11 protein-coding genes are annotated in these 13,259 nt (G+C 61.3%); 5 read left to right on the forward strand and 6 right to left on the reverse strand.

The window, feature by feature from the left end; genetic code table 11:
* Positions 1-99 precede the first annotated feature (99 nt).
* The 5 genes from O1W68_RS11435 to O1W68_RS11455 all read left to right on the forward strand — a co-directional run bounded on the left by O1W68_RS11435 (position 100) and on the right by O1W68_RS11455 (position 6,075).
* Positions 100-1,071, forward strand: a complete 972-nt coding sequence (locus tag O1W68_RS11435) for a bifunctional riboflavin kinase/FAD synthetase (RefSeq protein WP_269303598.1) — start codon at positions 100-102, stop codon at positions 1,069-1,071.
* Positions 1,072-1,186: 115 nt separating this feature from the next.
* A complete protein-coding gene (rpsO, locus tag O1W68_RS11440) occupies positions 1,187-1,456 on the forward strand; it encodes a 30S ribosomal protein S15 (RefSeq protein WP_084348655.1) in 270 nt (89 codons plus the stop codon).
* A gap of 355 nt (positions 1,457-1,811) precedes the next feature.
* Positions 1,812-4,064, forward strand: a complete 2,253-nt coding sequence (locus O1W68_RS11445) for a polyribonucleotide nucleotidyltransferase (RefSeq protein ID WP_269303599.1) — start codon at positions 1,812-1,814, stop codon at positions 4,062-4,064.
* Positions 4,065-4,158: 94 nt separating this feature from the next.
* Complete coding sequence (locus O1W68_RS11450) at positions 4,159-5,418, forward strand: M16 family metallopeptidase (protein ID WP_136172363.1); 1,260 nt, start codon at positions 4,159-4,161, stop codon at positions 5,416-5,418.
* Between the two features lie 171 nt (positions 5,419-5,589).
* Positions 5,590-6,075, forward strand: a complete 486-nt coding sequence (locus O1W68_RS11455) for a hypothetical protein (RefSeq protein WP_269303600.1) — start codon at positions 5,590-5,592, stop codon at positions 6,073-6,075.
* On the opposite strand, the gene O1W68_RS11460 is transcribed toward O1W68_RS11455, so the two are convergent.
* The 6 genes from O1W68_RS11460 to nuoL form a co-directional block, all read right to left on the reverse strand.
* On the reverse strand, positions 6,049-6,792 hold the full coding sequence (locus O1W68_RS11460; protein ID WP_269303601.1) for a polyprenol monophosphomannose synthase: 744 nt from the start codon (positions 6,790-6,792) through the stop codon (positions 6,049-6,051). The two genes, O1W68_RS11455 and O1W68_RS11460, sit on opposite strands and share 27 nt — an antisense overlap.
* A 218-nt stretch (positions 6,793-7,010) precedes the next feature.
* Positions 7,011-7,208 (reverse strand): hypothetical protein, encoded by a 198-nt coding sequence (locus tag O1W68_RS11465; protein ID WP_269303602.1) that lies wholly within the window; start codon positions 7,206-7,208, stop codon positions 7,011-7,013.
* Positions 7,209-7,260: 52 nt separating this feature from the next.
* Entirely contained in the window at positions 7,261-8,223 is a 963-nt protein-coding gene (locus O1W68_RS11470; RefSeq protein ID WP_269303603.1) for an endonuclease/exonuclease/phosphatase family protein, read from the reverse strand.
* A 39-nt stretch (positions 8,224-8,262) separates the two neighbouring features.
* Complete coding sequence (nuoN, locus tag O1W68_RS11475) at positions 8,263-9,870, reverse strand: NADH-quinone oxidoreductase subunit NuoN (protein WP_269303604.1); 1,608 nt, start codon at positions 9,868-9,870, stop codon at positions 8,263-8,265.
* A complete protein-coding gene (locus O1W68_RS11480) occupies positions 9,867-11,390 on the reverse strand; it encodes an NADH-quinone oxidoreductase subunit M (RefSeq protein ID WP_269303605.1) in 1,524 nt (507 codons plus the stop codon). The genes nuoN and O1W68_RS11480 overlap by 4 nt, the downstream gene beginning before the upstream one ends.
* On the reverse strand, positions 11,387-13,258 hold the full coding sequence (gene nuoL, locus O1W68_RS11485; protein WP_269303606.1) for an NADH-quinone oxidoreductase subunit L: 1,872 nt from the start codon (positions 13,256-13,258) through the stop codon (positions 11,387-11,389). Before nuoL ends, O1W68_RS11480 begins: the two co-directional genes overlap by 4 nt.
* Between the last annotated feature and the right edge of the window lies 1 nt (position 13,259).

Below are 13,259 nucleotides of genomic sequence, written 5' to 3' on the forward strand. Positions count from 1 at the left end.
AAATATTGACAGAACGCGGATATGTTTGTCCATACCTGAGTCGAGCGACACACCGATCCGAAAGTGACCCCGAACTCGGGGGCCCGTAGGCTTCCCCTCGTGCAGAGATGGCGAGGTCTCGACGATGTACCTGCCGACTGGGGCCGTTGTGTTCTCACGATCGGTGTTTTCGATGGCGTGCACAGGGGGCACGCGCAACTGATCAGCCGCGCGGTGAAGTCTGCGCGGGAACGCGGAATTCCCAGTGTGCTCATGACATTCGATCCACATCCGATGGAAGTGGTCCGGCCTGGGACGCATCCCGCGCAACTGACGACGCTGACCAGACGGGCCGAGCTTGCCGAGGAGCTCGGTGTAGACGTGTTTTTCGTCATGCCGTTCACGCCCGAACTGATGAAGCTCACCCCGGAGCGCTACGTCCACGAAATTCTGGTCGAGCGCCTTCACGTCGCCGAGGTGGTCGTGGGGGACAACTTCACGTTCGGCAAGAAGGCGTTGGGCAATGTGGATCTGCTTCGTGCGGTCGGCGAGAGATTTGGATTCGCGGTCGACGGCGTGAGCCTTCTGGCGGAACACGCGGTCACGTTCTCGTCCACTTACATCCGCTCGTGCGTCGATGCCGGCGATGTCGCTGCGGCTTCGCTGGCCCTCGGTCGTGCGCATCGGGTGGAAGGTGTCGTCGTGCACGGCGACGGCAGAGGTCGCCAGCTGGGCTACCCGACCGCGAACGTGGCACCCCCCATGCATTCGGCGATTCCCGCCGACGGTGTGTACGCAGCCTGGTTCACCGTCCTCGGTCCTGGCGCGATGATCGGTACCGTGACGCCGGGCAAACGGCAACCGGCCGCGGTGTCCGTCGGGACCAACCCCACGTTCTCGGGGAGAACGCGCACCGTGGAAGCATTCGTTCTCGACAGCAACGCGGACCTGTACGGCCAGCATGTGGCAGTGGATTTCGTCGAACGACTCCGAGGTATGGAGAAGTTCGATTCGGTCGAGGACTTGATCGCGGAAATGGGACGAGACTCCGATAGAGCCCGCTCGATTCTGTCGCAACTCGAGCCCTGGTAGTCTCCTACGTTGGTGCATGCTGCGGTCCGTGGTGGCTGCACCCGATTCGGTATCTCGCATGCGAGAGCACTCGAATTCCCTTTCACGCGGACGTCAGTGATCAGGAGTAGTACCAGTGGCATTGACCACCGAACAGAAGAAGACCGTTCTCGGCGAGTACGGCTTGCACCCGACCGATACGGGTTCACCCGAGGCTCAGGTCGCGATGCTCACCAAGCGCATCGTCGATCTCACCGAGCACCTGAAGATGCACAAGCATGACCACCACTCCCGCCGCGGCCTGTTGCTGCTGGTCGGACGTCGTCGTCGCCTGCTCAAGTACATCGCCAAGGTGGACGTCACCCGCTACCGCTCGCTGATCGAGCGTTTGGGTCTGCGTCGCTAATTCGACGTCGACGTGCCCGCTCTAGTGCGCGGTCGCCGCAATAGTGCAGAAGCCAACGAGGCAGTGCTTAGACTGTCCTCGTTGGCTATCTGTGTATGACCCGAAGTTGTATGACCCGAAGTACAGATAGACCAGCAACACTGCGAGTGCATGGGCATTCGCATATCGCCGTGTGCGCCTGAGGCGACGTGGCGTCGGTCTTCGGTAGTGGCCTGTCGGGCAAGTGTCCGGCCGGCTTCGATCGATGGCCGCCTCCGCTCGCACCGCTGTCGGAGTTCGAAGGAACACGAGGTTCCCGAGAAATCGACAGAAGGTTCAGTAGGCACGGCAAAGACGAGAGGACGAGAAGAAAAGAATGACCGAAACCACAACGTTGGATGCCGAAGAGGGCATCTTCGAAGCTACCGCCATCATCGACAACGGCACGTTCGGCAAGCGAACGATCCGATTCGAGACCGGTCGGCTCGCGCAGCAAGCAGCAGGCGCTGTCGCGGCGTACCTCGACGAAGACACGATGTTGCTGTCGGCCACCACGGCAGGCAAGCACCCCCGCGAAGGATTCGACTTCTTCCCACTGACGGTGGATGTCGAAGAGCGCATGTACGCAGCAGGACGCATCCCCGGATCGTTCTTCCGACGCGAAGGTCGCCCGTCGACGGACGCGATCCTGACCTGCCGCCTCATCGACCGCCCGCTGCGTCCGACGTTCGTCGACGGACTCCGCAACGAGATCCAGGTCGTCATCACCGTCCTGAGCCTCAATCCGGCGGATCTCTACGATGTCGTCGCGATCAACGCTGCGTCTGCGTCCACGCAGATCGCCGGCCTGCCGTTCTCCGGCCCGATCGGTGGCGTCCGCGTCGCGTTGATCGGTAAGCAGTGGGTTGCATTCCCCACCAACGAGCAGCTCGAGAAGGCCGTGTTCAACATGGTCGTCGCCGGCCGCATCGTCTCGGGCTCGGGTGCTGACGCCGATGTTGCGATCATGATGGTCGAGGCAGAAGCAACCGAAAACGTCATCGAACTCATCGAAGGTGGCGCCACCGCCCCCAACGAGGCAGTCGTTGCCGAGGGCATCGAAGCATCCAAGCCGTTCATCGCTGCTCTGTGCACCGCGCAGCAGGAGCTGGCAGCCAATGCTTCCAAGCCGACCGGCGACTACCCGGTGTTCCCGGCGTACCAGTCTGACGTCTTCGAGGCCGTCGAGTCCGCTGCGAAGATCCCCCTGAACGAAGCATTGACCATCGCAGGCAAGGCCGAGCGTGAGGCCAAGCTCGACGAAGTCAAGGCTCAGATCCTCGCGCAGGTTTCCGACAAGTTCGAAGGCCGCGAGAAGGAGATCGGCGCCGCGTTCCGCGCCCTCACCAAGAAGTCTGTCCGCCAGCGGATCCTGACCGATCACTTCCGTATCGACGGCCGCGGTGTCACCGACATCCGTTCGTTGTCGGCAGAGGTCGCGATCGTTCCGCGCACACACGGCAGTGCCCTGTTCGAGCGTGGCGAGACCCAGATCCTGGGCATCACGACGCTGGACATGGTCAAGATGGCGCAGCAGGTCGACTCCCTCGGGCCCGAGACCAGCAAGCGTTACATGCATCATTACAATTTCCCGCCGTACTCGACCGGTGAAACGGGACGCGTCGGTTCGCCGAAGCGTCGCGAGATCGGACACGGAGCGCTCGCCGAGCGTGCACTGTTGCCGGTGCTCCCGAGCCAGGCGGAGTTCCCGTACGCAATCCGCCAGGTATCCGAGGCGCTGAGCTCGAACGGCTCCACGTCGATGGGCTCGGTATGTGCCGCGACTCTGTCGCTGCTCAACGCCGGTGTGCCGTTGCGTGCGCCGGTTGCCGGTATCGCCATGGGTCTCGTCTCCGACGAGGTCGACGGCGAGACTCGCTACGTTGCGCTCACCGACATCCTCGGTGCCGAAGATGCCTTCGGCGACATGGACTTCAAGGTCGCCGGAACCAAGGACTTCGTCACGGCGCTTCAGCTCGACACGAAGCTCGACGGAATCCCGTCTAAGGTCCTCGCCGGCGCACTGTCGCAGGCCAAGGATGCTCGTACGACGATCCTCGAGGTCATGGCGGAAGCCATCGACACCCCTGACGAGATGAGCCCCTACGCGCCTCGTGTCACGGCGATCAAGGTCCCCGTCGACAAGATCGGCGAGGTCATCGGACCCAAGGGCAAGATGATCAACTCGATCACCGAGCAGACCGGTGCCAACATCTCCATCGAAGATGACGGCACTGTCTACGTCGGTGCAGCGGACGGCCCGTCCGCGCAGGCTGCGATCGATATGATCAACGCCATCGCCAATCCGCAGCTGCCGAAGGTCGGCGAGCGTTTCCTCGGAACTGTTGTCAAGACAACAGCTTTCGGTGCATTCGTCTCGTTGCTTCCGGGTCGCGACGGCCTTGTTCACATCTCCAAGCTGGGTAGTGGCAAGCGGATCAACAAGGTCGAAGATGTCGTCAGCGTCGGCTCGAAGCTTCGCGTCGAGATCGCCGACATCGACAACCGCGGCAAGATCAGCCTCGTACCGGTCGAGGACGACAACGCCGCTGTGGCAGTGGACGTCCCGACGGAGTCACCCGCTGAGTAAGAAGACTCAGGACCGAACGGTACGTCCCCTCGGGACGTACCGTTCGGCCGTTTCGGATCACACCGAGCAGTCGCAGGGCGTTCGGCGAACAACGCTGCCCGGTGGTCTTCGCGTAGTCACCGAATTCGTTCCCGGCGTACGTTCGGCGTCCGTCGGTGTCTGGGTCGGTGTCGGTTCGCGCGACGAACAGCCCAGCGTTGCCGGTGCAGCGCACTTTCTCGAGCACCTGTTGTTCAAGTCGACGCCCACACGATCAGCACTCGAAATCGCTCAAGTGATGGATGGCGTGGGCGGCGAACTCAACGCGTTCACCTCGAAGGAAAGTACGTGCTTCTATGCGCACGTGCTCGACGAGGACCTCGGTATGGCCATCGACTTGGTCAGCGACGTGGTCCTGCGGGGGCGTTGTCGCACAGCCGATGTCGATGTCGAGCGTCAAGTGGTGCTCGAGGAGATATCGATGCGCGACGACGATCCCGAAGACCTACTGGGGGATCTGTTCCTCGAAGCAATGTTCGGCGATCATCCCGTCGGGCGACCGGTGATCGGAACCGTGGAGTCGATCGAGGCGATGACTCGATCTCAGCTGCGCTCGTTCCACACGCGTCGTTACACACCCGAGCGCATGGTCGTCGCAGTAGCGGGAAATGTCGATCATCGTCGGACCGTGGCTATGGCCAAGCGGGCATTCGCCGGTCACCTCGAGTCGGGAGTCACCTCGGTGCCCCGGCGTGAAGGGGGAATGCGGCTGCGTACTCGGCCCGAGTTGAGATTCATCGCTCGGGACAGTGAGCAAGCGCACTTGTCCCTCGGGGTTCGGGCGTTCGGTCGACACGAGGGTCATCGGTGGGCACTGTCGGTCCTGAACACCGCTGTGGGCGGCGGTTTGTCCTCGCGATTGTTTCAGGAGATTCGTGAGGAACGAGGGTTGGCGTATTCGGTGTACTCCTCGGTCGATACCTTCGCGGACTCGGGCGCGTTCTCGGTATACGCGGGATGCCAACCGGAGAATCTTGCGGAAGTGACGACGGTTGTGCGGGAGGTGCTCGCAAGCGTTGCCTCCGACGGAATCAGTGACGACGAGTGCGCCAGGGCGAAAGGCTCTCTGCGTGGCGGATTGGTTCTCGGACTGGAAGATTCCGGATCGCGAATGAACCGTATCGGGCGAAGTGAACTCAACTACGGCAACCATCACGACATCACCGACACACTCGCACGGATCGATCAGGTCACCAACGACGAGGTACGCGAGGTTGCTCGGGTGCTGCTGTCCAGGCCGTTCGGGGCAGCCGTCGTCGGACCGTACAAGAGCGTGCGCCAACTACCGGCCTCGGTCAAGTCGCTCGTACGCTGAAGCGTGAAGGTGTCGATTCCCCTGGCCAGGGGTGTGTCGATATCTACGCTGCCGCCGCGAAGGCGACCTGATCGAGCAATATGTAAGACGCTGGTGAGAATCCTCGGTGACAGCTCTGTGAATCATGCTGTCTATCAGTTCATTCGACCGCTCCTGCGTTAGTTTCGGTGAATGAAACTCACCATTGGGCCTTTCTTTCTTGCCGCGGCAGTAACCGCTCTCGTCTCCGGATGCAGTGATGGCGGTGACGGCGAGAGCCCTTCGGCTCCCTCCACCGCCATCCCCACAGCTTCCGCGTATCCGCCGGTACCGTCCGCCGCAGATCTGAACGAGGAACTGAAGCGGGGCTTCGATCCAGCGGTTCCATCGGCAGAGAAGGCTGTATTCGTTCAGGGTGCAGAAGAAGACCCCGCATTGATCGAACAAGTCGTCACTGCAGCCGTTACGAACGACGCGATCGTAGAGATTACCGGCGTCGATGATCTAGGCGATGGAACACTGAGCGCCGGGGCCACATTGACGATCGGTGGTCAGCCGAATCCGACGACGATGATTTTCGTGGCCGAGAACGGCGTGTGGAAGCTCAGCCGCGACAATGCCTGCGCACTAGTCGGACTTGCCGGGCTCACGTCAGCGGCGTGCCCGGCCGGCGAGTAGCTTCCACGGCACGAGTGCCGATTCGAGTTGTACCGCCAGGCTCATCTTCGATTCGCCGTCGCTGCGCTCCTCGAATTTGATCGGCACCTCGGCGATCTTCAGTCCGCGTCGGACGGTGCGATAGTTCATCTCCACCTGGAAGGCATAACCGTTGCTCTCGACCGACGAGACGTCGATTGCCCGGAGAGTCTTCGCATGCCAAGCTTTGAAGCCAGCCGTCGCGTCCTTGACCTTCAAGCGCAGAATTGTGTTGACGTAGAAGTTTGCCCAGGCCGAGAGAGCCTTCCGGTGCCAGGGCCAGTCGCTCGCCACTTCACCGCCCGGCACATATCGCGACCCGAGCACGACCGCAGCGTCCGTGGTGGTCAGTGTCTCGATCATTGCCGGTATCACTTCGGTCGGATGGGACAGATCGGCATCCATCTGTATGACGATGTCCGCACCGTCGTCCAATGCCTTGGACATACCTGCCACATAGGCGCGACCGAGTCCGTTCTTCTCGGTGCGATGAAGAACGGTAAGGGGGAGCAGGCCGTTCTCGGCGAGTTCGTCGGCAACCTTGCCGGTCCCATCCGGTGAGTTGTCGTCCACGACGAGAACGTGCAGATTCTCCATGCCCAGATCCGCGAGCAGCCCTACCAGCTTGGGAAGGTTCTCGCGCTCGTTGTACGTGGGTACGACAACGGTTGTCTTCTGGGCGACGCTTGGATAAGTCACGCTCGTATGATCCGTGATCGGGGTAGCAAGAACCAAATCACAGTCGTCCGACGTCGATGAAAACGCCGGATCGGAGAGCCGGAGCGGCGTAGCCGGTGTCTACCTCTTTCACCCTCGCGGACTGGCCATCCGCTAGCTATCGCGTCGCTGCCTCGTACTAGCCGGTCGAATCGGACGTCGTACGAAATTTGATAGCGCGCGGTATTCACCAGCTCAGGTCACAGCGGGGGAGGTGAGGTGATCTGCAGTACATACGACATGGATTCGGGGGTGTCGTACGGGGAAGGCCCTTCGGGTGGACCGAGTATCTGCCGCACGATCAAGGTGACGAGTGCAGCGAGAACTGTCACCACGACAACCACGGCGACGACGATCAGCAGCCGCTTGGGTCCTCCGAAGAGATCGTTCGAACTCATGGGTTCATCATGCACTCAACGGTGCCGTCGACAACAATCGCGACCATCAGGGCTAACCGATCGTTTTCAGTTCGGCGACGACTCCGTGATGGTCTGTGCCGTCGACGGTGATCCGTTCGAGTGATGTCGCCTGCATTCCGCGGCTGAGGATGTGATCGATCCCGACGAGTGCAGGGTAGGCCTTGTCTGTTGGATACGTAGGGACAACACCGCCGCCCGTGCTCTCTGCCGCGTCGGTGTAACCCACATCCACGATGTCTCGAAACCTGCTGTGCGACCAGGTCGAGTTGAAATCGCCGCTCACTATCACTCGCGGTAGATCCGCGGATGCCGTCACCTCTTGCTTCAGCAGTTCCATTTCCGAGGCCCATATCGGCGTGGGGGACGGGTAGGGCGGTACGGGGTGCACCGAGTACACCCGGATGGGCGGGCCTGTGCCGACGTCGATATCGGTGGACAGATTCCACAGCAGAAAAGTAGGTAGCTCTCGTTCGTTCGCAAGCGGGAAGCGGCTGTAGATGCCGGCGCCGCCTCCGCCTTCGGCGGTGGGACGGGTGAACTTGTAGGGCAGCAGATCTTCCAGGCCCGCGGCGTCCAGGCCACTCAGGGCGCTGCTCGTGAGTTCTTGGACGGTAAGGATGTCGATGTCACGATCGATGACCTCGCGGACGATCTGATCGGGATCGGCCAGCCCGAGCATGAGGTTCGACTGCATGATTCGCAGAGTCGGGCCAGTGGAATCCTCCGATGCTGCGGCGGTCGAGCCGGGGACGTACAAGGGAGCGAAAAGCCCGACCCCCGTCGCGAGAGCAGCCGCCGACGCTGCGAAGAGGATCCATCTTCGTCCGAATGCGGCTACAACAGCGCCGATCACCGACACAGAGACAAGGAATGGTGTGAACGATGCGAGGGCCACGACATACCGGTTGTCGACCCGTGAAAAGTAGGCAAGCAACCCCAACACCGAGATCGACAGGCAGAGCCCTGCCACCAATCTTGTAACTGTTGTCCACATTGTGCGGATCTTAACCGCACCGTGCGCAGGCACACCGCCCTAGCTCAGGAAGACCGCTGCTCGGTCTGCAAGGTCGAGTAGGGGGCCGGGAAGAATTCCGAAGGCGACGGTGGCGCCCACACCGATTCCGATCGTCAAGGTTGTAGCAACACTCGGAGTCACTACAGTCGCTCGGCTGCTATCGGTGGAATCCGGTTCGGAGAAGAACATCAGCACGATCACCCGGATATAGAACACAGCAGCAATGGCGCTGCTCACGACACCGACCACGACGAGTGGCGCTGCACCACCTTGCGCAGCTGCCTGAAAGACGGCGAACTTTCCGAAGAATCCACTTGTCAGCGGAATTCCGGCGAACGCAAGTAACAACAGTGCGAAGACTCCAGCGAGCAACGGTGACTGTTTGCCCAAGCCCGCCCAGCGTGAGATGTCGCCGACCTCACCGAACTCGTCCCGGACAACTGTAACCACTGCAAATGCCGCGACAGTGCTGAATCCGTAGACGAACAGATAGAACAGCGTCGAGGACAGTCCGGCAGCGTCGACGGCGATGAATCCGGTCAGAATGAAGCCGGCGTGCGTAATCGACGAATACGCGAGCATGCGTTTGATGTCGGTCTGTGTCACGGCCAGGATGGCGCCGATCAGCATCGTTGCGATTGCCACAGCCCACAGCGCTGGTCGCCATTCGGAACGGAGATCCGGTAGCGCTACGTAGAAGACCCTCGTCATAGCGCCGAACGCGGCGACCTTCGTTGCTGCCGCCATGAAAGCCGTGATCGGCGTCGGGGCGCCCTGATAGACGTCGGGGATCCACGAATGAAAAGGAATAGCACCGATCTTGAACAGGAGACCGACTCCCACCAGTGCGGTACCGAGTACCGCCAGGGCGTCGTTCCCGGTGCCCAAGGACACAGCATCACCGATATCACCCAGCGTGACGGAGCCGGCGTACCCGTACAGCAACGCCGATCCGAACAGGAAGAAGGCCGAAGAGAATGCGCCGAGAAGAAAATACTTCATTGCCGCTTCCTGCGACAATAACCGCCTTCGCCGGGCGAGGCCGCAGAGAAGATAGAGCGGAAGCGACAAGACCTCGAGAGCAACGAACATGGTCAACAGGTCGTTCGAAGCTGGGAACAGCAGCATGCCCCCCAACGCGAACATCGTCAGCGGGAACACTTCGGTCTGGGCGACGCCGGCGTGCGTTGCTTGCCGCTCGGCAAGGGATCCTGGAACAATCGAGGCCTGTGGCGCAAACGAATCCGCACGAGGTGGCGCATTTTTTGGCGCGGTGCCCAGGCTCGGTTCGACCCTTCGCTCGGCGATCAGTAATACCGAAGGGATCGCGATCAACAGCAGGGTTCCCTGCAAGAACAATGCCGGGCGGTCGATGACAACCGAACCCATCATGGCGAGGCTGCCGGCGGAATCGCTTCCGTCCAGGGACAACGCAAGCAAGACAACCGCTGCCAGAGCTGCGCCGATACCACTGATCGCGAGCGCGACATGTGCCGGATATCTGGCGGACCTGGGAAGAAATGCTTCCACGAGAACTCCGAGAACCGCGATACCGAAGATGATGAGCATCGGCGCCAGCTGGCTGTATTCGATACTCGGAGCCACCACAACTGCGTCGCCGGTCATCTGATTCCTGCCTGTCCGTCAGCGGTGAGATCATCGGACTCGACCGAGGTCACCGTCGTCGCTACCGCGGGCGAGATTATGTCGAGGATCGGTTTCGGGTACAGCCCCAACACGATCAGAAGCGTTATCAAGGGCACCATCACGGCCAGCTCGCGTGGAACGAGGTCGTGCACAGCGGCGTTCTTTTTTTCGAGTGGACCGGTCATGATCCGTTGATAGAGCCACAGGATGTAGACGGCCGACAGAACGAGCGCTGATGTCGCGACGACTGCGGCAACCTGGTAGCGGGTGAACGTTCCGATCAGCACGAGGAATTCACTGACGAAGGGCGCCAACCCGGGGAGCGAGAGAGTAGCCAGACCGGCAACGAGGAAGGTGCCGGCGAGGACGGGTGCGACCTTCTGGATTCCGCCGTAGCTGTCGATCGCGCGAGTGCCGCGGCGCGACACCAGAAACCCGGCGACGAGGAACAATGCGGCCGTGGAGATTCCGTGATTGACCATGTAGAGCGTCGAACCGGTCTGGCCCTGACTGGTCATAGCGAAGATCCCGAGGATGATGAAGCCGAAGTGAGAGATCGACGTGTAGGCGATCAACCGCATGACATCCGTCGAAGCGATGGCAAGGATTGCGCCGTAGACGATTCCGATCACTGCCAGCGTCACGACGAACGGTGCGAAATACTTCGACGCATCGGGAAAGAGCTGTAGACAGTATCGGAGCATGCCGAATGTTCCGACTTTGTCCACGACGGCCATCATCAACACCGCCGTTGCAGGTGTCGATTCGACTGCGGCTCCCGGCAGCCACGAATGGAACGGCCACAGTGGGGCTTTCACAGCGAAGGCGAACATGAAGCCGAGGAACAGTGCATTGAGCAGTCCAGGTGACATTCCGAGATCGCCGGCTGCCGCGGAAGCAGCTATCTCTTCAAAGCCGAATGTGCCTGTACCGACATACAACCCGACGACGGCCGCGAGCATGACGAGTCCACCCAGGAGGTTGTACAACAGGAATTTCACTGCTGCGGATGCGCGGTGCTTTCCGCCGAAACCACCGATGAGGAAGTACATCGGAATGAGCATCGCCTCGAAGAAGACGTAGAACAGCAAAATGTCGAGGGCACTGAACGACATCAACACCATCGATTCGACAGCGAGAATCAGCGCAACGTAAAGGTGTGCCGATCGTCCGATCCGTGGGTCGTTCCACCCTGCAACCAGAAGCAGTGGCAGCAGAACCGCGGTCAGGAGGATCAACACCACCGAAATGCCATCGACACCCAGCTCGTAGCGGGCACCGAATGCCTCGATCCACGAATGGGATTCGACGAATTGGTACCGCTCACCTCCAGGCTCGAACCTAACCGCCACGACTACGGCCACGACGAGTGTGAGCAGCGACGCCACGAGCGCGACCACTTTGGCCCACCCTGGCCGTGCTTTCGGCATGGCAAGCGCAGCTGCCGCACCGATGATCGGCAACACCCACAATGTCGTCAACCAGGGAAAGGAACTCACCACACCATCACCGCCACCATCATCGCGAGAAACACAGCCGTGCCGAGCAACATCGTGAGCGCGTAGGTACGTACGAAACCGGTTTGCACGCGGCGGATTCGGGTTGATACCGCTGCGATGATCGACCCGAGGGCGACGGTGGCGCCGTCGATTGCGGTGTCGTCGAATACCTTCGCGGCCTGGGTGATCTTCTGGCCGGGACGCATCAGAGTGGCCTCGTTGAAGGCGTCGCCGTACAGATCCCGTCGTGCTGCAGTCGTCACCACGGAGACCGGTTCAGGCGCTGTGGCCGGTATCGGCGATCGTGCATAGCGGAGGTACGCCACGAGTACTCCGACCGCGACGACAGCAAGCGCCATGGACGTCACCAGCCAGGCCGGAAGTGTGTGTGACTCTTCGACCTCGCCGAATACCGGCTCCAACCATGACGCCAACGAACCTCCAACGGTCAACAGTGCCCCCGCGCCGACCGACCCGATCGCGAGTACGACCATCGGAACGGTCATCACCGAGGGCGACTCGTGGGGGTGTGCATCGGGGGCCCACCGCGCAGTGCCGAAGAAGGTCATCAGCATCACTCGCGTCATGTAGAACGCCGTCAGACCGGCCCCGAACAGGGTGACGACGCCGAGCACGACGCCGGCCACGCCACCTGCACCGAAGGCGACCTCGATGATCTTGTCCTTGGCGAAGAAGCCGGAGAAAGGTGGAACACCGATGATGGCGAGGTAGCCGAGGCCGAACGTCACGAAGGTGATCGGCATCGACTTCCGCAGCGCCCCGTACCGGCGCATGTCGACCTCGTCGTTCATACCGTGCATGACGGACCCGGCACCGAGGAAGAGACCGGCCTTGAAGAAGCCGTGTGCGAGTAGGAGCATGATCGCGAAGGTGTATCCGGCCGGACCCAGTCCGGCAGCGAGCACCATGTATCCGATCTGACTCATCGTCGACGCGGCCAATGCCTTCTTGATGTCGTCCTTGGCGCACCCGATGATCGCACCGAACACAAGCGTCACGGCGCCCACGATGACGACCGCGGTCTGAGCCGTCGGGGCCGCGGTGAAGATCGGCCCCGACCGAATGATCAGGTACACGCCTGCTGTCACCATCGTCGCTGCGTGGATGAGTGCCGACACCGGCGTCGGCCCTTCCATGGCGTCGCCGAGCCAGGATTGAAGCGGCACCTGGGCCGACTTTCCGCACGCCGCAAGAAGCAGCACCAAACCGAGTGCGGTCAGCACCGACTCACTTGCCGTATCTGTCCCCGTCAGGACCTCGGAAAAGGACACGCCACCGAACGTTGAAAACATGATCATCAACGCGATCATCAATCCGATGTCACCGACGCGATTGACGATGAACGCCTTTTTCGCTGCTGCTGCCGCGGAGGGCTTGTACTGCCAGAATCCGATGAGCAGATACGACGCGAGGCCCACGCCCTCCCACCCGAGGTACAAGCCGAGGAAGTTGTCGGCCATGACCAGCAAGAGCATCGCGGCCAAGAATAGATTGAGGTATGCGAAAAATCGTCGACGATCGGGGTCGTAGCGCATGTAACCGATCGCGTAGATGTGGATGAGCGAACCCACTCCCGTGATGAGCAATACGAAACACATCGACAACTGATCGAGTTGCAGACCGAAATCGACCTGGAGGTCGGCAACGGGAATCCACCTGAACAGAGTTTGGCTCACGGCGCGGTCCTCGGCCCTTCGGCCGAGCATCTCCACGAAGAGGATGACCCCGACGACGAACGACGCCGAGGCCACGGCGGTGCCGAAGATATGTCCCCATCGGTCACCGCGGCGCCCGCACAGCAGCAGGATGGCCGCGCCCAGCAACGGGAGGGTCGGTAGTAGCCACATA

Origin of the sequence: Rhodococcus sp. H36-A4, assembly GCF_027158005.1 — a bacterium.
Classification (GTDB): Bacteria; Actinomycetota; Actinomycetes; order Mycobacteriales; family Mycobacteriaceae; genus Rhodococcoides.